We start from the raw sequence: 23,369 nt of genomic DNA, 5'->3' as shown, positions 1-23,369 counted from the left end.
AACTCCCTATGAACGCGCACGCGCACCGAACCGCCGCAGGGGCCGTGGACCCCGTGCTGGTGGAGGTCATGGGCTCGGCCCTCGCCTCCATCGTCGAGGAGATGGGCGAGACCCTGGTCCGGGCCGCCTACTCCAGCAACATCAAGGAGCGAAGGGACTGCACGGCCGGCCTCTTCGACGCCGAGGGGCAGATGCTGGCCCAGGCGGAGCTGGCCTCGCCCGTGCATCTGGGTTCCCTCATCGGCGTCGTCGCCGCCGTGCTGGAGCGCTTCCCCGCCGAGGAGATCCGGCCGGGCGACACCTTCCTCAGCAACGACCCCTACTCCGGCGGCGGTTCGCACCTTCCGGACATGGTGCTGGTCACCCCGGTCTTCGCCGAGGGGCGGCTCACCGCGTGGGCCGCCAACCTCGCCCACCACGCCGACTTCGGCGACCGCGGGCACGCGCACATCTTCCAGGAGGGCGTCCGCATCCCGCCGGTGCGCTTCGCGCGGGACGGCGTCATCGTCGAGGACATCTTTCAGCTCGTGCTCACCAACTGCCAGGTGCCCGCCGAGCGGAAGGCGGACTTCCGGGCGCAGATGGCGGCCAACCGTCTCGCCGTGAACCGCTACTCGGAGCTGGTCGACCGGTACGGCCGCGACACCATGCGGGCAACCTCGGCCGCGCTTCTGGACTACACCGAGCGCCGTACCCGCGCCGCCGTCGCCGAGGTGCCCGACGGCACGTACACGTTCACGGACCGCTTCGACTGTCCCGAACTGGGCGAGGAGGAGCTGGATCTGCGGCTGCGGGTGACCGTCACGGGCGACGAACTGCACTTCGACTTCGCCGGCAATCCGCCGCAGGTGCGCGCCTCGGTCAACATGGTCTGGACGGCGCTGTACGCCACGGTCTACTACGCGGTGAAGACCCTGGTGGATCCCGACATCCCCTCCAACGCTGGGCTGCACAGGCCCATCCGTATCGAGGCTCCCCTCGGCTCGATCGTCAACTGCGTCGAACCCGCGGCCGTCAACGGGCGCACCGAGACCTGTCAGCGCGTGGTCGACCTCATCCACGGCGCCCTGGCCCCTGCCGTTCCCGAGCGGGTCACCGCCGCCTCCAACGGAGCCAACACCGGGGTGCACTTCTCGGGGCTCGACAGCAGGACGGGCCGCTACTTCGTCTATCTGGAGACCATCGGCGGCGGCTCGGGAGCGCGTGCGACCAAGGACGGTCTGGACGGTGTGCAGGTCCACGTCACCAACACCTCCAACCTGCCCGTCGAGGCGCTGGAGACCGAATATCCGCTGGTCGTCGAGGCGTACGAGCTGGTGCCCGACTCCGGAGGCGCAGGCAGGACCCGCGGCGGCATGGGCATCAGGCGCACCGTACGCGTGGAGGAGAACGACGTACGGTTCCAGCTCGACACCAGCCGTCAGCTCTCCCGCCCCTGGGGGCTGGACGGCGGTCTGCCCGGCTCCCCCGCGACCGTCGAACTCAGCGACGGGGCGCAGCCGGTGAGCGGCGGCGCCACGGTGCTGCAGCCAGGCGACCGCGTCAGCATCGTCACGGCAGGAGCCGGCGGCTACGGCGATCCGGCCGAACGCGATCCGCGGGAGCTGGAGCGCGACGTGCGCGAAGGTTCCGTCACCGACACCTCCCGGTAACACCCCCCGGTCCGCGGCACCGCGCTCCCCCGGAGCCGCGGCACCGCGCTTCCTCCGGGTCCGCAGCACCCGCTTCCTCCGGCGCGGGAGACGAGGGTCCCCGCGCCGGAGACGACGATCCGTTCCCCTCCCGGGCACACCCGCCCCGGGCCGCCCCGAGCCGCCCTTGGACACAGCAAGGAGGTGTCTCAATGCCGAGCACCCCCGCACCACCTGCCACTTCCTCCCTGGCCGATCCGACGCCCGAGCATCCGCGCGCCGAGCAGACAACCGGCGCCCCCTGGCGCCGAGTGCTCTGGGCAGCGATGCTCGGCAACGCCGTGGAGTGGTACGACAACGCCCTCTACGGCATCCTCGCCGTCGTCATGTCCCGGACGTTCTTCCCCGGCGGTGACCCCACGGTCGCGCTGATCTCGACGTATCTGGGACTGATCCTCTCCTACGCGATCCGCCCCATCGGCGGCACGCTCATGGGACGGCTGGCCGATGTGAAGGGCCACAAGTACGTCCTCACCCTGACCATCGTCATGATGTCGGTCGGCACGGTCGCGATCGGCGTACTGCCGGCCTACTCAGCGATCGGTATCGCGGCGCCCGTGCTGCTCGCGTTCTGCCGGCTGGTGCAGGGGCTCGGCGCGAGCGCCGAGTACACCGTCGCCACCAACTTCCTGCTGGAGCACGGCCCCCGCAACCGGCGCAACTACCTCTCGGGCTGGGCCGTCGGCTCCACCTCGCTCGGGCCGCTGATCGCCTCCGTCATCGCGTACGTCCTGATCGTCACGCTGCCCGCCGACGCCTTCAACTCCTGGGGCTGGCGGCTGCTGTTCCTGCTCGCCGCTCCCCTCTCCCTGGTCACGCTCTACATCCGGCGGCACACCACGGAGGCACCCGAGTACAAGCGGGTGCTGGAGGAGGCGCGGAACAACTCGGTCGAGCAGACACCGTTCCGTGAGGCCGTGCGCTGCCACTGGCGGGACATGCTCCGCGCCATCGGCCTCGGCGCGGGACAGCGCGTCGGCTCCTTCATGATCCAGAGCTATTTCGTCACCGCGCTGGTGCAGAACGGCTTCGGTGAGGACCAGGCGCTGCTGGCGGCCATCCTCACGTACATCGTCGGTGCGCCCGCCGCGATCTGGGGCGGCTGGATAGCCGACAAGTACGGCGGGAAACGGCTGCTGGTGTTCGGCTACAGCGTCTTCGTGCTGTTCACGGTGCCGACGTTCGTCGCCATCGAGTCGGGCTCCTTCCTCCTCGCGTTCATCGCCGTCGTCATCTTCACCGTCCTCAACAACATCATCGGCGGCCCGCTGACCACCGCCTACGTGATGAGCTTCCCCGCGCATGTGCGGGGCACGGCCGCGGCGCTCAACTACAACCTGGGCACCACGCTGCTGGGCGGCACCGCACCGCTGCTGGCCTCCTGGCTGGTGTCCGCCACCGGTACCGAGGTCTCCTTCGGCTGGTACATGGCCGCCATCTGCCTGGGCTCCGCGCTGGTCGCCGCCTTCGCCCTGCCGAAGTCCATCGACGCTCTCCGCGCACCCGCCGGAGCCGGAGCGGACCGCGAACCCCCGGAAACCGGCACCGACCGCGAGCCCGCCGAACCGGCGGGTGCCGTGCCGGGACCGCGCGCCTCCGGGACCACGGCAGCGGAACCGCCGGCGTCCCGGCCCGACCTGTCCAAGGAGGACTCACAGCCATGAGCGCACCGTCCACCGGGCGCGATCCCGTCGCACCCGCTCGCTACGGCCCCAAGCCCCCCGTCACGGGGGAAAGCGGCATGGTCGTCACCTCGCATCCGCTGGCCACCCGCGCGGCGCGCGACGTGCTGCGCGAAGGCGGCAACGCCGCCGACGCCGCGCTCGCCGCCGCGGCGACCCAGCTCGTCGTCGAACCGCACATGACCTCGCTGACGGGCGGGCTCAGCCTGCTGCACCGGGACGCACGCACGGGCACCGCCACCTACCTCAACGGAAACGTCAACGCCCCGCTCGCGCCGCTCCCCGACTTCACCGGGGCCGATCTGACGCGCGGACGCGGTGTGCCCGTGCCCGGCTGGTGGCCGGCCTTCGACGAGGCCAGGCGCCGCTTCGGCACCCGGGGCGCCGACCGTCTGCTGGCACCGGCGATCGCAGCGGCCACCGACGGGTTCGAGGTCAACCCGTTCCTGTACGGCACGGCCTACGGCGAGCAGGCCAACCTGGGGGCCTCCGCGCAGATGCGCGAGGTGTTCTTCGCCGAGGGCCACCTCGCCGTACCGGGCCAGACGATCCGGCAGGTGCGCGCGGCGCGTACGCTCCAGCGGCTGCGCGACGAGGGCATGGACTACTACCTCGGGGACTTCGCGCGCGCCTTCACCGAGACCGTGCGCTGCGACGGCGGGGTCGTCACCGAGCGGGACTTCGAGGAGTACGAGGTCCGCGTGCAGGAACCGGTGAGCGGCACCTACCGTGACACCCGGATCGTCGCGTCCCCGCCGCCCGACGACGGCGGCGTCCAGCTGATCGGCGCGCTGAACATGCTGGAGACGGTGGACCTGGCACGGCTGGGGCCGTCCAGCGTCTCGCCGGAGACGCTGCGGCTGCTCATCCAGGCACACAACACCGCCTATTACGCGCCCCCGCTGCGGCGCGATCTGTCCGAGGACCGGGAGCGGCTGGAGGTGCTGCTCTCCAAGGACCACGCCAGGACCCGGATGGCACTGCTGGAGACGGCCCCGCCGCCCGGCGCCGCGCCGCCCTCACCGGGCACCATCCATGTCTCCGTCGTGGACGCCGCGGGCGACGTGGCCTCCCTGACCCACTCGCACATGGCCTCCGGGTTCGTCAACGGGCTCTTCTGCGAGGGGTTCCAGCTCTCCGGCGGCGGCTCCTTCTTCCAGCGCGTGATGCCGGGAGCGGGTGAGCGCGCCTCCGTCTACCTGGCGCCCAACCTCGTGCTGCGGGACGGCAAACCCGTCATCGTGTCCGGCTCGCCCTCGGTCTCCCTGGTGGCCAACATCCTCCAGAACCTGGTGAACCTGGTCGACTTCGGCATGAGCATCGAGGAGTCCGTACGCGCGCCCCGCTTCGGTGCCCGCCCGCACACACCCGAACGGGGCTGGCAGCCGGGCAACCTGCTGGAGTCCGGGTTCCCGCGCGAGGTACTGCGCGAGGTGCGGGGCTGGGCGGAACGGGAACGCCTGTGGACCAGGGTCATCAACCCCTGGAACGCGCTGACCGGCAACTTCGAGGGCATCACCCTCGACCCCGCCACCGGTACGGCCCACGCGTGCGCCGATCCCCGAAGGGTGGGAGCGGCGGAGGCACCCTGACCTCTCCGGCGCCCCGGCCTCTCCGCACCTCGTACTCCGTCCCTGTGTGCCCTGTGGTCCTGGGGCCCTGTCCCCTGTTGTCTGTGAGCGGCCCGGGATTGCCGGGCCGCTCACCGGCTCGGGGCGGGTGGCGGTCCAGGGCGGGTGGCGGTCCCGGGCGGCCCGGTTCCGAACCCCCCGAAGCAGAGCTGCCGGCGGCGCGCGCCTACAGCCCGTACGACGTGCCGATGATGTCGCGCTGGATCTCGCTCGTCCCTCCGTACACCGTGGAGACAACGGTCGAACGCAGCAGCGCCTCCATGCCGTACTCCGTCGCGTAGCCGTAGCCGCCCAGCATCTGCATGCCTTCCAGCGCCACATGCTTGGCCAGTTCGGTGCACTTGAGCTTGGCCATGGACGCCTCACGGGCGAAGACGCGTCCGGGCTCCGCGTCGATCGCGGACGCGACGTCGTCCACCAGCAGCCTGGCGCACTCAAGTTCGGTGGCCATGTCCGCGATGCGGTGCTTGAGCGCCTGGAACGAGCCGATCGGACGGCCGAACTGCTCGCGCTGCCGCACATACGCGACCGTGTCGTCGAAGGCACGCCTGGCGGTGCCCAGCATCAGCGCGGCCAGGATCATCCGCTCCAGGTTCAGCCCGACCATCAGCTGCTTCCACGCCTGGCCCGGCGTGCCGACGACCGCGGCGTCGGGGACGAAACAGTCGGTGAAGTACAGGTCGTTGACCTCCCGGCCGCCCATCGTGTCGATCCCCCTGATCACCAGGCCCTCCGCTTCGGTGGGCACCATGAACTGGGTCAGCCCCCGGTGTCTGGTCTCCTCCCGTGACGTACGCGCGATGAGCAGGATGTGGTCGGCGAAGTGCGCGTTGGAGCACCACGTCTTCTGCCCGTTGACCACATAGCCGCCGGCGGTACGCTCCGCGCGGCAGGTGAGCGCCGCCACGTCGGAGCCGGCGCCCGGCTCCGACATCGAGACCGCCTCGACCCGCCCGTTGACCACACCTTCGAGTACGAGGCGCCGCTGGCTCTCGGTGCCGAACTTCTCGTAAGCGGCGGCGGCGATGACCGTCGTGGCGAATCCGCTGACCGGAGCGAGCCCGTAGGCGGTCTCCTCCAGGAAGAGGCACAGCTCCGCCATGCCCAGCCCCGCACCGCCGTACTGCTCGGGGACGACGATGCCCAGCCAGCCCAGCGCCGCCATCTTCTCGTAGAGCTTCTGGTTGTGCGGTTCCCTGCCGTCCGCGGTCAGTTGGTCCCGCTGCTCCTTCGTGCCGCACTCGCGGCGGCAGAAGTCGCCCACCGCCTTCACCAGGTCGCGGCGCTCGTCCGTCAGCACTCGGGGCATGGTGTGCGTCCCTCCTTGAAACGGTGTGGGTCACGCTCTTCCGGTCGCCCCGCACGACGCGTCCGGCGGCACATCAACCTGCTGCCGTGACGGCCCGCGAAGGAGGGCGCTATGGGCGGGCAGGGCGCGGCGGCTCCAGCATCGGGACGAGGAAGCGCCGGGCCACCTCGCGCACCTGCTCCTCGTCGTCGATGTCGATGACCTGGCTGGGGATGACCAGGAAGGAGGCGGAGATCCGGACCATCATCTCGGCCACGACCTCCACGTCCACGTCGCGCGCGACGTTGCCCGCCTGCTGCTCGCGGCGCAGCCTGCCCGCGACGAACTGCCGTACGACGGCCAGGGTGCGGCCCTCGTCGCCGGTCATGGACGGTACGACGGCGTCGGGTTCGGCTGCCATCAGGCCACCGATGAGGGGATTGCCGCGAATGACCCGCAGCGAGCTGACGAAGCCCAGCACCACGCGGTCCGCGACGGTCTCAGCGCTCTGGACGTCGACGCTGAACTGGTCGAAGTAGCGCCGGAATTCACGCTGGACGACCTGCTCGACCAGCGCGTCCTTGGACGTGAACCTGCGGTAGACCGTGATCCGGGAGACGCCCGCCCTGCGGGCGACGTCCTCCATGGTGGAGCGGCGCATGCCCATGCGGCAGAACTGCTCGAAGGCGGCATCGAGCACGCGCGTGGTGATCTCGTCGCTGTCGTCGGCACGCTCGGTCGTCTCGGCGGCCTCGGCGGCCTCCGCGTACGCACGCTCCAGGACGGAGTCCGAGCCAGGGGGCGTGGCAGGGAAGGAAAACACAGGTTCCACGGTCGCCTTTCTTGGCGCGCATTCCGGGAAAAGCAGGCCCATACACCCTGACCCTCCCCGAATTACCGGCGGTTACAAAGAAGTTGAGCCGCGAGTCTTGCACTCCGGTCCGGAGTGCGTTTCGCTGAAGATACACGGTTACACGATCTGTATCAGAGTATCAGCCAGGACTTCGGCGGCTCAAGGAGGAGTTCAGGGCAATGGACGAACTCAGCAGACGCAAGATGCTGCTCGCGGGCGGAACGCTGGGAGCACTCGGCGTGCTCGGCGCCGCCTCACCGGCCCGCGCGGGAAGCGCCTGGTCCTGGGCGGCCAGCGGCTCGGTGGCCGGCTCGGGAACGGGCAGCGACCCCCACTGGGTGTGGGACGAGGAAGCCGATCAGCTGTTGGCGACCGTGATCGAACGCGGCGACGTACCCAAGGTCAACAAGCTCCTGCGCACCTGGACCCGCAACGACCAGCCCTTGCCCGGCGAACTCCCCACCGACCTGCGGGAGTTCATGGACACGGCACGCCACCTGCCCACCTGGGCCGACCGGGACAAGCTCGACAGAGCCGCACGGTTCAACGAGACCAGGGGCTTCTACCTCAACGTGCTCAACGGAATCGGCGGCGGCATGCTGAGCACCGCCATCCCCCGAGAGGCGCGTGCGGTGTACTACTCCAAGGGCGGGGCCGACATGGAGGACCGTGTCGCCAAGACGAGCAAACTGGGCTTCGCCGTCGGCGCCCTGAACGCGTATCAGCCCGGCGGAAGCATCGTGGTGGAGGCCGTGAAGACCCGGCTCGTGCACGCGGCCGTACGACATCTGCTGCCGAAATCGCCGGGCTGGTCAGGGACCAGCGGCGGCCAGAAGATCCCCATCAGCCTGGCGGACATGCTGGTCACCTGGCACACGCTGCCCACCTTCGCCATGCGCAGGATGCGCGATTGGGACGTCCCCATCAGCTCCGCCGACTCCGCCGCCTACCTGCACATATGGCAGGTGACCGCGCACCTGCTCGGCATCAGGGACGAGTACGTTCCCGCCACCTGGGACGCGGCCGACGCCCAGTCCGAACAGCTCCTCGACCCGGTGCTCGGCCCCACACCCGAGGGCGTCGAACTGACCGACATCCTGCTGCGCCAGCTCGCCGAGCAGACCAGCCCGGGCGGCCTCGACCGGCCCCTGGTCAACGCGCTCGCGCGCTACCTGGTGGGCAACCAGGTCGCCGACTGGGACGGCATCCCGCGGGCCCCGTTCTGGGACGCGACGATCAAGACCGTATGGCCGAAGCTGGTGGCCTTCCGCGAGGGACTGATCAAGCTGCCGCTGGTCCCGCAGATCGCCTGGACGATCGACGAAGCGGCGCGGCAGTACATCTTGTTCTACCTGTCCAAGGGGCGCGAGGTCCATATCGAGATCCCCGACACCAACCGTCCCGGCTGACCCGGGAACCACTCCCCTGCGCATTTCGGTTCCCCTCGGCAGAACGCAAGGAGGAGTTCAGGCATGGACGAACTCAGCAGACGCAAGATGCTGCTCGCCGGCGGAACGCTGGGAGCACTCGGCGTGCTCGGCGCCGCCTCACCGGCCCGCGCGGGAAGCGCCTGGTCCTGGGCGGCCAGCGGCTCGGTGGCCGGTTCGGGAGCGGGCAGCGACCCCCACTCGGTGTGGGACGAGGAGATCGACCGGATCGTCTCCGATGTGATCGAACGCGGCGACGTACCCAAGGTCAACCAGCTCCTGCGCACCTGGACCCGTAACGACCAGCCCCTGCCCGACGGACTCCCCGCCGACCTGCGGGAGTTCATGGACACGGCACGCCAACTGCCCACCTGGGCCGACCAGGGCAAGCTCGACACCGCCGCACGGTTCAACAAGACCAAGGGCATCTACGTCGGTGCCCTGTACGGGTTGGGCAGCGGCCTGATGAGCACCGCCATACCCCGGGAAGCGCGCGCCGTGTACTACTCCAAGGGCGGCGCGGACATGAAGGACCGCATCGCCAAGACAGCGAAGCTGGGTTACGACGTCGGGGACCTGGACGCCTATCAGCCCCGGGGCTCGATGCAGGTGACCGCGGTCAAGACCCGGCTCGTGCACGCGGCCGTACGGCATCTGCTGCCGCAGTCCCCGGGCTGGTCAGGAACGAGCGGCGGCCAGAAGATCCCCATCAGCCAGGCGGACATCCTGGTCACCTGGCACAGTCTCCCCACCTTCGTCATGCGCAAGATGCTGGAGTGGAAGGTGCGGGTCTCGCCCGCCGAGTCAGCGGCGTACCTGCACGTGTGGCAGGTGACCGCGCACCTGCTCGGCGTCCGTGACGAGTACGTTCCCGCCACCTGGGACGCGGCCAACGCCCAGTCCAAACAGCTCCTCGACCCGGTACTGGGGCGCACTCCCGAGGGCGTCAAGCTGACCGACGTGCTGCTCGACATCGTCGCCGAGATCGACGGCGGGCTGAGCCGGCCGCTGGTCAGCGCGTTCGCGAGGTACACGCTCGGCGACCGGGTCGGGGACCTGATCGAGCTGTCCGACGAGCCGTTCTGGGAGCCGGTGATCAGGAGAGCGTGGCCGCTGCTGGTGGCCTTCCGCGAGGGCCTGATTCCGCTGCCGCTGGTCCCGGAGGCCGCCTGGACCATGGAGGAGGCGATCCGAAGGTTCGTCCTGCTCTTCCTCTCCGAGGGAAAACCCATCAGCATCGAGATCCCCGACGCGAACCGTCCCTCCTGAACGACGGTCCAGCCGCTGACGGGAAGGTCCCTCCTCCCGGATCACGCGGGAGCACGCCAACGAGCCGCAGGAGAACGGATGAAGACGAGCGGGCGCCGTGCCGGACCGGCGAGAGCGACGGGTGCCACGGATGAGGGGCGTCATCGGTGACCGGCGACGACCGGGACCGCCGGGACCTGGCCGGCCCCCGCACGGCCAGGTCCTCCACGGGCGCGCAGGGCATCGGCAGGCGACGGTTCCTCGGCTACGTACTGGCCGCTCCGACCCTGGCGACCGCGGCGGAGCCCGCACTGGCGCCGGAGGCCGCCGCTGCCGGTGCCCCCTCGGCGGCGGACGCCGCGGCGGCGGTCCCGTCGCCCGACCTCACCGAGCTGGTCGACCTCAACGACGTGATGACGGCGGCTGCCTGGCCGACCTCGAACCTGATCAAGGTCGTGGTGAACAAGGACGGCACCGTGTCCTTCGCTCTGCCACGGGCCGAGGTCGGTCAGGGCATCACCACGTCGACGGCCATGCTGATCGCCGAGGAGATGGACGTACCGCTCGACAGGGTCCGGGTCACGCTGGCCGACGCGCGGCCCGAGTTGGCGTTCAACCAGCTCACCGGCGCCTCCAACACGACGATCTCGACCTACACCCCGATCAGGGTCGCAGCTGCGGTCGCCAGGGGCCGGCTGCTGGAGGCGGCGGCCGTCGAACTCGGCGCGAAGGCCACAGACCTCACCTTGAAGGCCGGCGTCGTCACGGACCTCGCGGGCGGGAGCATCGGCATCGGCGCGCTCGCGGAGAAGGCCGCGAGCGACGAGCCGCGGCGGGTGTCCGTACAGCTCAAGGAGCGCGGTGAGTTCACCGTCATCGGCACACCGCGCAACCGGATCGACGCGCTCGAAGCGGTCACGGGGCGCAAGAAGTTCGCGATGGACCTCGACGTCCCGGACGCCGGACCCACCATGGTGTGCAGACCGCCCACCCTCAACGGCAAGGTCGGCTCCGTCGCCAACGCCGAACAGGTCAGCGGCATGCCGGGCGTCACCCATGTCGCGGTGATCTCCACCGGGGTCGCGGTGCGCGCCCGGACATTCGGCCAGTGCATCGACGCCGTACGCGCCCTGCGGGTGTCCTGGCGGCCAGGCAGCGCCGAGGGGAAGTCCGACGCGTCCGTACGCGAGGAGCTGCGCGACGCCGAACTGCCGCTCGGGCTCCCCCCGGTGACGCCGTCGGTCGAGGCCACCTTCACCTTCGCCTTCCGCAGCAACAGCGCGCTGGAGCCCAACTGCGCCATCGCCGACGTACGGCCCGACCGCGCGGAGATCTGGTCCGGCCTGAAGGCACCGATCGTCGCCAAACAGGCCATCGCCGCCAAGCTGGGGCTGCCGCCGCACGCGGTCACCGTGCATGTCACGGAGAGCGGCGGCTCGTTCGGACGGAGGCTGTTCTTCGACGCCGCGCTGGAAGCGGCCGAGATCTCCCGGAAGATCGGCGAGCCCGTCAAACTCATGTGGCACCGCGCCGACGACTCCCGCCAGGGGCGCACCCATCCCATGGCCACCTCCCGCGTGCGCGCCGCGTACCTCGGCAAATCCGTGCTCAGCTACAGGCAACGGCACACCAGCGTGGCCACGGACCTCAGCCATGGGCTCGGTGAGGTCTTCACCGCGCTGGCAGCGAGGCTGCCTGTGGGCGACATCGGCTTCTCCGAGACCTTCTTCCAGCTCTCCCAGTCGACGCCCTACGACTTCGGCTTCCACAGCAGGCTGCTCGCCGAGACCGACAAGGGCTTCAACACCGGCAGCATGCGCAACGTCTACTCCCCGGATGTCACCTGCGCCCGGGAGCTGGTCGTCGACCGGCTGGCGGCGAAGACGGGAAAGGACCCGTTCAGCTTCCGGCGCGACTTCCTGCGCGACGACCGCTCACGCGCGGCGCTGGAGAAGGTGGCGGAGGCCGGGAACTGGGGCCGCGCGATGCCGGAGGGCACCGCGCAGGGAATCGCCTTCCACTCCGAGTACCACGCGGTCAGCGCGGTACTGGTGGAGATCGACTGCCGGCCCGAAACCGTCGGCCGCCCCATCCGTGACGGGGTGACAGGACCGCGTGTCACCAGGGCCGTCCTCGCCGTGGATGTCGGCCTCGCCGTCAACCCACGCGGCCTGGAGGCCCAGATGATGGGCTGCCTCATGGACGGGATCGCTCTGACGCTGACCTCCAGCCTGCATCTGCGCGACGGGTACTTCCTGGAGGCCAGTTGGGACAACTACTTCTACACCCGGCAGTGGAACACGCCCCCCGAGCTGGAGATCATCGTCATGCCGACGACCACGGGAGAGCCGGGCGGCGCGGGAGAGCTGGGCGTCGCCGCCTCGATGGCCGCCGTCGCCTGTGCCTACGGCAGGGCCACGGGCACCATGCCGACCAGCTTCCCCCTCAACCACGGCACCCTCTCCTTCGAGCCCAAGCCCACCGTGCCGCCCGTTCCCGCGTCCCCCACCGACGGCCTGGACCACGTCCGTTGACCTCAGGAGGCTCCGTGCCCGAGCACACGTTCCGCGTCAACGGCGAGCAGGTCACCGTCGAGGCGGCCGACAGCGAGCGGCTGCTGTGGGTGCTGCGCGACATCCTCGGCATCACAGGGCCGAAGTACGGCTGCGGTATCAACGTCTGCAAAGCCTGCACCAGCCACGTCAACGGCAAGGCGGCCAACCCCTGCGCGATCCCCGTCAAGGATCTGCGGCCCACGGACGAAGTCACCACGATAGAGGGGCTCGCCGCCACCGCCGGCGCCGAGCTGCACCCGATGCAACAGGCATGGCTCGACCATGACGTCGCCCAGTGCGGCTACTGCCAGCCCGGCCAGATCATGGCCGCCGTCGCCCTGGTACGCCGGGTCAGGGAAGAGGGCCGCCGGATCACCGAGGACGACCTCGACGGCATCCGCAACATCTGCCGCTGCGGCACCTATGTGCGCATCCGCGAGGCGATCAAGGACGGCGCCGCACGCATGTGAGAGCCCCCGGGCCGCCGCGACCGGCCCTCACCCTGTGCGGGACGCCGCGTGACCGGCGAGATCAGCACTCGCTCTCCAGCCTCCGTACGCGCTCGGCGTCGCAGGTCCGGGGACAGGTCAGGCACGCCTCGGCGGCGTCGAGGGTGTAGTACATGCAGCAGCCCAGGCGCGTACGGGTGCGGTACCGCCGGCCGCCGCTTCCGGCGAGTTCGCGGAAGCCGGCCCCGCCGGGGAACGGTGGTGCGGCGGCGGGAAGCAGCTGTGCCGCGGCGCTGACGGCCCGTTCCTCCTCGCCGAGCGTACGGCCGAGGTACCAGATCCCGGAGACCAGGTCGTCGGCCACCATTCCCCACAGGGCCCTCGCTCCCCGGCGGACACGGGGGCCGATGGCGGTGAGCAGCGGCCCTACGTGATCGGCCACGGCGGACCGCAACTCGGCGCGCAGCGCCTCCTCGTGAGCCACCACGCGCGCGCCGGGAGCCGAGGCCGCAGGATCGTCGGGCAGGCAGGCGAAGTCCGTACCGGGAAGGATCTCGAACACCCCCGCCGCGCAGTCGAGACCGACCTCCCCTGGCGCGAGGCGCGGCACGCGCCGCTCCAGGTACCAGGCGCCGCTGATCAGCAGACTGACGGACCAAAGGTAGTCGTGCAGCGCGCGGGAGGCGGCCACGTCCCTGCGGGGCTCGTGTCCGTGGCGTTCCCTGATACGGGCCGCCTCGGCCCCGATGAATGCGTCCAGGGCCTCCCCGTCCCGGGCCAGGTTCTCGCCGTCCGGCCATGTGCCCTTCGGCGCCGTGCCCTTCAGCGCCTCGCCGTCCAGCCACGTGCCATTCGGTGCCGCGCCGTTCAATTCCCCGCCGTCCGGGCGTACTTCGGGCCCGGCGGAGACAAGTCTCGCGTCCAGTGACTCGCACAGGGCGATGACCCGCTGGTACGTGCGGGGCAGGGGCGCGGCGAAGGGGTCGGCGAGTGCGGCCGTCGCTGGGGCGAGGGCCGGGGTCGTGGTCATCGGCGTACTTCCACGTGCGGCACTGCGGGTCTCCAAAAGATCACATGCATAAGGTGAGGCTTACCTTAACGCAGACTTCCCCTTGCCTGACCCGGGCTCATGTCGGCGCACAGCAAGGCGAGTTGATGATTAAGGTTTGCCTAACCTAAGCTTCCGTTCGCTGCCGTGACCAGGGCTGACGTGCCGTGCCGCACCACGTCACCCGCGCCGCCGCGCTGCCCGCTCCCCCACTCGGAAGGGGCCACCGTCCATGCGGTTGTACCTGCTCGCCCTCAACCCCACCGACTCGGTCACCGAAGGCTTTCTGCCCGCCGCCTCCCGGCTCGGCCTGGAGACCGCCGTGCTCACGGACCAGCCGGAGGCACATCGCCGTGCGTACCCGGAGACCGAGGTACTGGAGTGCGACGTCCGCGACTTCCGCGCCGTCATCACCCGCATCGCGACCCACCTTCCGCCGGACGCCGTCTTCACCAACAGCGACCACCTCCAGACCCAAGCGGCGCTGGCAGCCGAGTACTTCGGCCTCCCCGCCAAGCCCTGGCAGGCCGCGCTGCGCACCAAGGACAAGGCGCACATGCGCCGCCACCTGGCGGCGGCGGGAGCCGGCGCGGTGTGGTCGGCCGAGGTGCCGGCAGGGCAGGACCCCGGCGCCGTGCTCGGCGGCACCGAGGTGCCCCGGCCGTGCGTGGTCAAGCCCCGCGAGGGCGTGGCCAGCGAGGACGTGGTGCTGGCCGAGGGACAGGACGACGCCGTGCGGCGCTGCCGGGAGATCCAGGCGCGGCGGCCGGGAGCGGCCCTGGTCGTCGAGGAGTACCTCACCGGGCAGCTGTGCACCCTGGAGACACTGGGCGACAGCCGCGTCCGGCACGTCCTCGGCGGCTTCCGCACTCAGCTGTCGGCGCCGCCGTACTTCGTCGAGGAGCGGATGACGTTCGTGCGGGACCACCCCGAGCACGTCGTCACGCAGGTACTCGCCCAACTCGACGCGCTCGGCGTCGGCTTCGGCGCCTGCCACACCGAGTTCGTGGTGGACGAGGGCCGGGCACGCCTCATCGAGGTCAACTACCGCGCCATCGGCGACCAGTGCGATCTGCTGCTGGCCGAACTGCTCGGCGTACCACTCTTCGACCACATCCTGCGCACGCACCTGGGCGAGCCCCTGCCCACCGATCTGGGAGCCCGCACCGGCGGCGCGGCCGTCCTGGAATACCCCTGCGCCGACAGGGCCGGCACGCTGACGGCCGCACCGGCGGCGGCCGACCTGGTCGTGGACGGCGTACGACTGGTCTACCGACCGCTGCGCGAGGTGGGCGAACGGCACGAGCTGTACCGCACGAACCGCGACTTCCTCGGTGTCGTCCGAGCCACCGGAACCGATCAGACAGCGGTCGACTCGGCCGTGACCGGCTTCCTGGCCGCGCGGCACTGGGAGGTCACCCCGTGAACGCGACGGACCCTGCCGTCGCCCCCGAACACGCCCAACGCACCCTGCTGCTGCGGGTGTTGAGCGCCCTACTGCGTGAGGACGTGGTCGGCCTGCGCTCCCGCTCAACGCCTGTGAAGCGGGAGGACGACGTCTGGCTGCGGCTCCCCGTGGCCGGTGACGGTGGCACGGACGCCCTGCTGCTGCCCGTCACCGAGGACGGCTTCCAGAGCGGGTACACGGCCCGGCTCCCGCTCCTCGTACGGGAGTCGGGGCCCGCGTCGGGGTCAGGGCCCGCGTCGGATACGGAGCCTGCGCCGGGGTCAGGGCCCACGCAGGAGACGGCGCCCGCGCCAGACACGGAGCTCGCGTCGGGGTCAGGGCCCGCGCCGGGGTCAGTACCCGCGCCGGAGGTGGGCCCAGGACCTGGCCCGGGGCCGGACCTGGACCCGGCACCGGACCTGAGCCTGGATCGCGGCCTGGACTCGGCACCGGACCTCGACCCAGCACCGGACCTCGACCCGGGACGGGACCCGGACCTGAGCCTGGACCGGGGCCTGTTCCCGGAGCCCGAACCGATGCCCGAAACGGGCCGACGGCGACTGACCTCGTACGGCGACGTGCTGGTCGCCCTGAAGGCGCTCGCGCACCCCGCCGACCGGCCCGGCTTCGACGCCTTCGCCGAGGAGTGCCGTCAGGACCTCGTGGCGCGGCGGCTGCACGGTCGTACGCGGAGGGAGGTGGCCGGTCGGCTCCGGGACCGGTACGGCGCGGACCCGGCCCGGTGGACGGGACTCGCGGGAGGGCTGGCGCTCGACACCCTCGCGGCCCGCCACGATCACCCCGTCTATCCGGCCGCCCGGGGGCGTTCAGGGTTCGACGAGGTCCAACTACGCGCCTACGCCCCCGAGTTCCACCCGCGCTTCGCGCTGCGCTGGCTGGCCGTACCGCGTGCCGCGCTCACCCTGGCAGGGGGCGGCCTGCCCGCAGGCTGGCCCTCGCCCGCGCTGCTCGGGCTGCCGGAGCTGACCGGCAGCCACCTCGCGCTCCCCGTACACCCGCTGACCCTGGGCGCTCCCCTGCGTACTGCCCTTGCCGCCTCCGGTCTTCAGGACCGGGCCGTGCTCGCGGAGCGTCACTGGCTGGAGGCGGCTCCGACCCTCTCCATGCGCACGGTCGCGCTGACCGCTGACCCCGCACTCCACCTCAAACTGCCGCTCGCCACCGCCACGTTGGGCCTGCGCAACCGCAGAACGATCAAGCCGGGCACGCTCGTGGACGGCGCCGCCTGCCGGCGTCTCCTGGAAGCCGTGACCGCCCGGGAGCCGCGCTTCCGCGAGACGGTCCTGCTCGCTGACGAGACGGTGTACGCGCACGCGGGGCACGAACTCCTCGCCGTACTCTGCCGCCGCTACCCGTCCGGTCTCGGCGAGGCCGTCGTCGTGCCCATGGCCGCGCTGCTGAGCGAGGCGCCCGGCGGCGCGATGGTGATCGACCACCTCGCCGGCCGCTTCTACGGCGGCGACCCCGTCGCACTGCTCGACGCCTGTCTGACCCTGCTCTTCGACTGGCAGACCACGCTCTTCGGCCACGGCATCGCGCTGGAGTCTCACCAGCAGAACGTCTCCCTCGTCCTGGACAGCGACGGCAGCGGCCGTACGCGACTGCGGCTGCTGCTCAAGGACAACGACGGCCCCCGTATCCACGCCGCCCGGATGCGCGAGAGTCTGGGCGCCGGAGCGCCCGACCCCTCCGACTTCGACGACGAGCGAATCTTCGTCAGCGATGACGGGCCGCTCCTCGCCCTGTTCACCACCATCACCCTCCATCTGTGCGCGGGCGCCTACGCGTTCGGGCTGGCCCGGCACGGCAGGGCTCCGCTCGGAAGGCTGCTGGCCCTGATACGCGACCGGCTCGCCGAGGCGGCCGACCGGCTCGGCACCGGCCCAGGGCAACCGGGCGCGGCGCTCAGCGCGTACGTACTCAACGCCCCGGAACTGCCCGTCAAAGCCATGGTCACCGCCGGGACGCTGCTCACCAAGGAGCGTTCGGGCGCCGCCGACATCAACAAGCACTACACCACCGGCCCGAACTACCTGCGCGGAACCGCCCTTCCGCCACCGCACCCCCGTACTCCCCGCATCCGCTGGAGCCGTTGATGCCGTTGATGCCGCTGACCGACACGATCGGCGCTCTCCCCGCCTCCGCCGTCCCCGGTGGGCCAGGTGTCCCTGACGCGCTGCCGACCGCCGACGACGCCGTCGCTCACACTCTCCTCAACTGCCTGCTGAGAGAGTGCGTACCGGGAGAGACCTCCCCCTCCGGAGCCGCCTCCGACGGGGAACATCTGCTGCTGCGCCTGCCATGCCGAGGTGTGCTGCTGCGTATCGCCGTACGTCGCAGATCGCTGCTGGGCGCGCACCGGTTCACCGGGCCGGTGGAGGAGCGGCGTGCGGGGGAAGCACACGGGGACGGGAACGGAGACGGGGGCCCCGGCTCGGGCGGCGACCGGGACGGGGGCTGGGTGGCGGTCGGCTGGCGGCGCCTCGCCGAGTACATCCGGGACGAACTGTCGCTCCGTACCGGCGTGCGCAACGAGGAGTTCCTGGACCAGGTCGCCTCCAGCCACGCTGCCATCACCACCGCGCTCGCCGTACGCGCCGGACGCGCCGGACGCGCCGGACGACCGGAGCCGGAGCCGGAGCCGGGGCCGGGGCGGGCCCGCGCGGCCGTAACCAGGGCCACGACTGGGGCCGGGGCCGGAGCCACGACCGGGTCCGGGATCGGGACCGGGCCCGGGTCCAGGAGTGGTCACGACGGGGTGGCGGTCGAGCCCCTGGCCGCCTACCTCCGCTCGGAGCAGTCCCTCCTGTTCGGCCACCGGTTCCATCCCACACCGAAGGCCCGCAGCGGGGACCCGGGCTCGTGGCCCGCGTACGCGCCTGAGACGGGCGCGGTGTTCCCCCTGCGTCACCTCGCGGTACGCGAGCACCTGATCGCGCAGGAAACGGCCGGTGCCGGTGCGGCCGGTGTCCTCGACCGGCTGCGCACCGGCGCTCCGGACGGCTACCGGCTGCTGCCGGCCCACCCGTGGCAGTACGAGATGCTGAGCGGGCATCCGGCGCTGCGCGCCGCCTTCGAGCGGCGCGACCTGATCGACCTGGGGCCCGGCGGAAGGCCGTTCGCGGCCACCGCATCCGTCCGCACTCTGTACGACGGCGAGACGTTCCTGAAGTTCAGCCTGAACATTCGCCTCACCAACTGCGTGCGCAGGAGCGCCAGTTACGAGCTGTCGGGCGCCGTGGCCCTGACCCGGCTGCTGGAGCCGGCGCTCACCGACCTGGCCGCACGGTTCCCCGGCAGTGCCATGCTGCGCGAACCCGCGTACCGCAGCCTCGCGCTGCCGGGTCCCGGCGGTACGCGGGACAGGTCTCTGCTGGAAGGCTTCGGGGTGATCGTGCGCGAGGGCCTCGCGGCGCGGCTGCTGCCCGGTACCACTCCGCTGCTCGCCGCGGCCGTCGCCGACGAGTACCCGACAGGCCCGGCGCACGTTTCGCGGCTCCTCAGCCGCGGGAGCCGGCGTGCGGCGCTCGGCTGGTGGTCGGCGTACCTGAAGCTGCTCGTACCGCCCGTACTGGCCGCGTACTTCGACCACGGTCTGGTACTGGAACCGCACCTCCAGAACGTCCTCGTCTGCGTCGATGACGACGGCATGCCGGCGCAGGTGCTCTTCCGCGACCTGGAGGGCGCCAAGCTGCTCCCCGACCACCACGCCGAAGCGCTCGCAGCGCTGCCCTCCGAGGTCGCGGGCCCTCTGACGTACGACGCGCGGCGCGGCTGGGACCGGGTCGTGTACTGCCTGCTGGTCAACCACGTCGCCGAGGTGCTCGCGGCCCTCGCCGATCTGCACCCGGGCACCGAGCAAGCGCTGTGGGCAGAGGTGCGGGCCACGCTCCAGGCGTACGCCGACCGCCACGGCTGCCCCGCGCGCCTCGCGGCCCTGCTCGCGGGCGCACCGCTGCCTGCCAAGGCCAACCTGCTCACCCGCTGGGAGCGCAAGGCCGACCGCCGAGCGGGCTACGTACGCCTGCGCTCCCCGCTCACGGAGCTCACGGAGCTCACGGAGCTCACGGACGACGCACCGGCCGGACCGCACGGAACGCCTCACGGATCGGCGCGTGAGGCTACCCACGGAACAGCGCACGAGGCTACGCACGGAACGGCCTACGGGACGGCCCACGGAACGGCCCACGGCACAGGACACAGCACACACAGCGCAGGACGCGGAACGGCCCACGGCCACGACACCTGGAAGGCCCCATGACAGCCCCCACTCCCCCGGTGCGCGACCGCGTGCTCTCCCTCTCCGGCGAGGAACTGCCCGCGTACATCTACGACATGGAAGCTCTGCGCGCGCACGCGGCCACCATCAGGGCAGCGCTTCCCGCACGCGTCGAGCTGTACTACGCCGCCAAGGCCAACCCGGAACCGGAGATCCTCGCCGCGCTCGCCCCGTACCTCGACGGCTACGAGGTCTCCTCGGGCGGCGAACTCGCGCATGTGGGCAAGCATGTGGGCAAGCACGTGGGCGAGGAAGTGCCGGGCGGCGCACTGGCGTTCGGGGGCCCGGGCAAGACTCCGGCGGAGATCGCCTCGGCCCTGGAACTGGGCGTACGGCGCTTCCATGCGGAGAGCCTCCACGAGCTGCACATGCTCGCCGAACTGGCCGGGCGAGCAGGGTGGGCGGAGCAGACAGGTCAGGCAGGATGGGCAGAGCAGACAGGGCGAGCAGGGTGGGCAGGGCAGGCCGGCGCGAAAGTGGGTGTCCTGCTCCGTTTCAACCTCGCCCCGGCCACCGTCTCGCTGGCCGGCAGCTCCCTGGCGATGGGCGGCAGGCCCGCCCCGTTCGGCCTCGACCCGTCGGAGGCCGACACCGCTGTCCGGCTCCTCACCGACGGTACGTACCCACACCTGGAGCTGTGCGGTGTGCACGCGCACCTGGCCAGCGGCCTGGAGGCCCCCGCCCAACTGGCTGTCGCCGAGGCCGTCGTCACGTGGTCAGCGGCTCTGGCGGCGCGGCACCGGGTCCGCCTCCGTGAGGTCGATGTCGGCGGCGGGATGGCCGTCGACTACGCCGATCCGGAGCGCCGCTTCGACTGGCACACCTACGGCGCCGGTCTGCGCCGCCTCGCCGCCGCGCACCCGGACCTCACCGTGCGGATCGAGCCTGGCCGCGCCCTGAGCGCGTACTGCGGGTGGTACGCCACCGAGGTGCTGGACGTGAAGCGCAGCCACGGGGAGGAGTTCGCCGTCGTACGCGGCGGCACCCACCACCTCCGCACTCCGGCGGCCAAGGGCCACGACCAGCCCTGCTCCGTACTCCCCGTGGAAGCCTGGCCCCACCCCTGGCCCCGGCCGGCCGCCACCGGGGACCGCCTCACGCTGACCGGCCAACTGTGCACCCCCAAGGACGTCCTGGCCCGCGGCGTCCTCGCGCCGGGGCTACGCGCCGGCGACCGCGTGGCGTTCGGCCTCGCGGGCGCCTACGCGTGGAACATCTCGCACCACGACTTCCTCATGCACCCCCGGCCCGGCTTCCACTTCCTCGACGTCAGAGCGGGGTGAGGACACAGAACTCGTTGCCCTCCGGATCGACGAGGCACGTCCACGGCACGTCTCCCTGGCCGAGGTCGATCTCGCCGGCGCCGAGAGCCCGCAGCCGCGCCACCTCCGCCGCTTGCTCTTCACCGGGATACGGGCGCAGGTCGAGGTGAACGCGGTTCTTCACAGTCTTCGGCTCGGGTGTGCGCAGAAACTCCAGATACGGGCCGACACCCTTGGCGGAGCGCAACGTGGCGTGCTCGTCGGTCACTTCATGCAGGGCCCAGTCCATCGCCCCACCCCAGAACCGGGCCATCTCCCGCGGATCCGCGCAGTCGACGACCACAGCGGCCATCGGCCCCGTGTTCCGGTACATCTCCCGAGGCTCCAGCACACAGAACTCGTTGCCCTCCGGGTCGGCCAGAACCGTCCACGGCACCTCGCCCTGACCCACATCGGCAGGCGTCGCACCGAGAGCCTGAACGCGCGCGACCAGCTCCGCGTGATGGACGGCGGATGTGGTGGCGAGGTCGACGTGCACACGGTTCTTCACCGTCTTGCGACCCAGAACACGAGCGACATCGACGCAGACGGCGACGGGATCGGGGTAGGCAAAGCCCACGGGTTCGAGGTTGGTCACGCCGGGTTCCTCGCTGTCGATGCCCCAGCCGAGCACCTCGGCCCAGAACCGGCCGACCGCCGAGTCGTCCTGTGCGTCCATCGCGATCTGAACAAGCCGTGTCGCCATACCGCCGACCCTACGCACACCACACCACCCGGCAACGACTCACGCGTATACCGTCGCCGAACAGAGATCAACTCGCTCGCGAACCGAACCGTAGTGCGCAGTCACATCGGGTTCGCCCGGTTCCGCACGCCGCGCGGTGCCTCGTGCGAGCACTCAGTGATCGAAGGTCTCGCCGAGGCGCAGCCCGGCGACTCCGGTGAAGCCGAAATCGGAGCCGTTGAACGACGTGATGCCGGTGGTGGTCAGGCCGGAAGCGGTGCCGCGCAGGTTCCAGACCGCGCCGGCGTCTGCCTGGGTACCGATGTCCTCGCCGTCGGCGCCGACGAAGAGGTCGGCCTTGCCGTTCCCGCTGATGTCGGCGAGGTGTACGGCGGAGCCGAAGCGGTCGCCGTTCTCACCCACGCCGGGGACGCCGGAGCTGTCCTGGTGGAAGGTCTGGGCACCGGTGGTGGTGACGCCGCCCGCTGAGCCCCTGAGCAGGACGATCGCGCCGGCACCGCTGCCGCGTACGACCTCGGAGGGAACGCCGACGGCGATGTCCTGGTAGCCGTCTCCGGTCACATCGCCCACGGAGACATCCGCGCCGAAGCTGTCGCCGGTCTCCCCTGTTCCGGGGACGCCGGGAGTGTTCTGGTCGAGGATCCGGGCGCCCCGGCCGGTGTTGAGGCCGCCTGGCGCGCCCCACCAGACGGTGACAGCGCCCGCTTCGCGACCGCCGGCCGGCTCGCCGGTGACCAGGTCGGTCCTGCCGTCCTTGTCGATGTCGCCGGTCGCGATCGAGCGCGTCTCGGTGCCGCCGTCCGACAGGACCGCGTGGGAGTAGCCGATGTCGCCCGCCCCGCCCTTGAAGGTGGCCAGATAGTCGCCGTCGCCGTCCCCGCGGCTGCCGGAGAGCAGGTAGTCGCTGCCCGAGGTGCTGCCGAAGTTCCCGGCCGCGACATCGTCCAGCTGCACGTCCTCGGGCAGGAAGTCGTCCTCCAAGGGCAGGGCCACATCGGTTCCGTCGCCCTTGGGTACCGCGTCCGAGTACCACCAGAAGTGCCGTCCGCTGATGACCTGGAGCTGCGGGGTGCCGTCGCCGTCCAGGTCGCTGAAGGAGGCGCCCTGGCCGAAGTCACGGTCGTCGTCGGTGGGAGCGTGGAGGGCGATCCCACCCTTGGTGAGACCCTCCGCGCTCCCCCAGACGATCGAGAGGCTGCCGTCCGGCTTGCCCGCCTTCGCCTCGTCGGGTGCGCCGACGATCAGGTCGGCGTAGCCGTCGTGGTCCACGTCCCCGCTGGTGACGTTCTCCCCGAACCTGTTGCCCGCCGTGGCCGTCCCCGGGACACCCGCCGTGTCCTGCGTGATGCGCACCGAACGGGACGGAGAGACTCCGGACGCCGATCCGTACGTCACGACCACGGCGCCGGCCTTGCCGTTGGCACTCGGTACTCCGATGGCGGCGTCCTTGTAGCCGTCGCCGTTGAAGTCCTCACGCAGCCCCGAGGGCTCGGCAGCCGCGGGGCCGGCCGCCGCGAGAGGGACCACGAGACCGGTCGCCGCGAGTGCCGTCAGGGTCGCTGCTGTGACAAGTGTGCGGGGACGCATGGCGTGTCCTCTTCGCTCTCTCTGAGACGGAGTGCGGTTCCGCCCTCACTGAGAAGGAGTGCGGTGTGCGGGTTCCGGGACTCAGACGGCCCTGCCAGCCGAATGGTTGTGCGGCCAGGGGCAGTTGGGACCGATGAAGAGCGCCGTGCGGTGCCG

The 23,369-nt window shown here is 71.1% G+C and carries 15 protein-coding genes and 1 pseudogene; 11 read left to right on the top strand and 5 right to left on the bottom strand.

Annotated features, from left to right (window positions below; all coding sequences use genetic code 11):
• Window positions 1-8: 8 nt before the first annotated feature.
• From NMN56_RS09270 to NMN56_RS09260, 3 genes are all read left to right on the top strand, one after another.
• Window positions 9-1,652 carry a hydantoinase B/oxoprolinase family protein gene (locus NMN56_RS09270; RefSeq protein WP_274042447.1) on the top strand — a complete coding sequence of 548 codons (1,644 nt, stop codon included), beginning with the start codon at window positions 9-11 and terminating at the stop codon, window positions 1,650-1,652.
• A 191-nt stretch (window positions 1,653-1,843) separates the two neighbouring features.
• Window positions 1,844-3,355 carry an MFS transporter gene (locus NMN56_RS09265; RefSeq protein WP_274042446.1) on the top strand — a complete coding sequence of 504 codons (1,512 nt, stop codon included), beginning with the start codon at window positions 1,844-1,846 and terminating at the stop codon, window positions 3,353-3,355.
• Window positions 3,352-4,965, top strand: coding sequence for a gamma-glutamyltransferase (locus NMN56_RS09260; protein ID WP_274042445.1), 1,614 nt, complete (start codon window positions 3,352-3,354; stop codon window positions 4,963-4,965). The genes NMN56_RS09265 and NMN56_RS09260 overlap by 4 nt, the downstream gene beginning before the upstream one ends.
• 205 nt (window positions 4,966-5,170) lie before the next feature.
• Here the strand turns inward: NMN56_RS09260 and NMN56_RS09255 are convergent, their stop codons facing one another.
• Window positions 5,171-6,313, bottom strand: a complete 1,143-nt coding sequence (locus NMN56_RS09255; RefSeq protein ID WP_274042444.1) for an acyl-CoA dehydrogenase family protein — start codon at window positions 6,311-6,313, stop codon at window positions 5,171-5,173.
• A gap of 109 nt (window positions 6,314-6,422) precedes the next feature.
• A complete protein-coding gene (locus tag NMN56_RS09250; protein ID WP_274042443.1) occupies window positions 6,423-7,124 on the bottom strand; it encodes a TetR/AcrR family transcriptional regulator in 702 nt (233 codons plus the stop codon).
• A gap of 200 nt (window positions 7,125-7,324) precedes the next feature.
• On the opposite strand from NMN56_RS09250, the gene NMN56_RS09245 reads away from it, so the two are divergent.
• The 4 genes from NMN56_RS09245 to NMN56_RS09230 all read left to right on the top strand — a co-directional run bounded on the left by NMN56_RS09245 (window position 7,325) and on the right by NMN56_RS09230 (window position 12,845).
• Window positions 7,325-8,554 (top strand): oxygenase MpaB family protein, encoded by a 1,230-nt coding sequence (locus tag NMN56_RS09245; protein WP_274042442.1) that lies wholly within the window; start codon window positions 7,325-7,327, stop codon window positions 8,552-8,554.
• Between the two features lie 63 nt (window positions 8,555-8,617).
• Window positions 8,618-9,841, top strand: coding sequence for an oxygenase MpaB family protein (locus tag NMN56_RS09240; RefSeq protein WP_274042441.1), 1,224 nt, complete (start codon window positions 8,618-8,620; stop codon window positions 9,839-9,841).
• A gap of 176 nt (window positions 9,842-10,017) precedes the next feature.
• Window positions 10,018-12,354, top strand: a complete 2,337-nt coding sequence (locus NMN56_RS09235) for a molybdopterin cofactor-binding domain-containing protein (protein ID WP_274042644.1) — start codon at window positions 10,018-10,020, stop codon at window positions 12,352-12,354.
• A gap of 14 nt (window positions 12,355-12,368) precedes the next feature.
• Window positions 12,369-12,845, top strand: a complete 477-nt coding sequence (locus tag NMN56_RS09230) for a (2Fe-2S)-binding protein (protein WP_274042440.1) — start codon at window positions 12,369-12,371, stop codon at window positions 12,843-12,845.
• A 61-nt stretch (window positions 12,846-12,906) separates the two neighbouring features.
• On the opposite strand, the gene NMN56_RS09225 is transcribed toward NMN56_RS09230, so the two are convergent.
• Entirely contained in the window at window positions 12,907-13,854 is a 948-nt protein-coding gene (locus NMN56_RS09225; RefSeq protein ID WP_274042439.1) for a (2Fe-2S)-binding protein, read from the bottom strand.
• Window positions 13,855-14,104: 250 nt separating this feature from the next.
• Here NMN56_RS09225 and NMN56_RS09220 point away from each other — a divergent pair, with 250 nt between their 5' ends.
• The 4 genes and pseudogenes from NMN56_RS09220 (at window position 14,105) to NMN56_RS09205 (ending at window position 20,902) form a co-directional block, all read left to right on the top strand.
• Window positions 14,105-15,298 carry an ATP-grasp domain-containing protein gene (locus NMN56_RS09220; RefSeq protein WP_274042438.1) on the top strand — a complete coding sequence of 398 codons (1,194 nt, stop codon included), beginning with the start codon at window positions 14,105-14,107 and terminating at the stop codon, window positions 15,296-15,298.
• Window positions 15,295-17,436 (top strand): IucA/IucC family protein, encoded by a 2,142-nt coding sequence (locus NMN56_RS09215; RefSeq protein WP_274042436.1) that lies wholly within the window; start codon window positions 15,295-15,297, stop codon window positions 17,434-17,436. Before NMN56_RS09220 ends, NMN56_RS09215 begins: the two co-directional genes overlap by 4 nt.
• Window positions 17,436-19,385, top strand: a pseudogene (locus NMN56_RS09210) (IucA/IucC family protein); the annotation flags it as partial. The gene NMN56_RS09215 and the pseudogene NMN56_RS09210, both read left to right, overlap by 1 nt.
• Window positions 19,386-19,597: 212 nt before the next feature.
• Window positions 19,598-20,902, top strand: coding sequence for a type III PLP-dependent enzyme (locus NMN56_RS09205; RefSeq protein WP_274042435.1), 1,305 nt, complete (start codon window positions 19,598-19,600; stop codon window positions 20,900-20,902).
• Here the strand turns inward: NMN56_RS09205 and NMN56_RS09200 are convergent.
• Together NMN56_RS09200 and NMN56_RS09195 are read right to left on the bottom strand one after the other, a co-directional pair.
• Complete coding sequence (locus tag NMN56_RS09200; RefSeq protein WP_274042434.1) at window positions 20,889-21,626, bottom strand: VOC family protein; 738 nt, start codon at window positions 21,624-21,626, stop codon at window positions 20,889-20,891. The two genes, NMN56_RS09205 and NMN56_RS09200, sit on opposite strands and share 14 nt — an antisense overlap.
• A gap of 153 nt (window positions 21,627-21,779) precedes the next feature.
• Window positions 21,780-23,213, bottom strand: coding sequence for an FG-GAP repeat protein (locus NMN56_RS09195; RefSeq protein ID WP_274042433.1), 1,434 nt, complete (start codon window positions 23,211-23,213; stop codon window positions 21,780-21,782).
• Between the last annotated feature and the right edge of the window lie 156 nt (window positions 23,214-23,369).

This window comes from Streptomyces iconiensis, from assembly GCF_028657195.3.
GTDB classification, from domain to species: Bacteria; Actinomycetota; Actinomycetes; order Streptomycetales; family Streptomycetaceae; genus Streptomyces; species Streptomyces iconiensis.
This window is presented reverse-complemented; position numbering and strand designations above follow the sequence as displayed.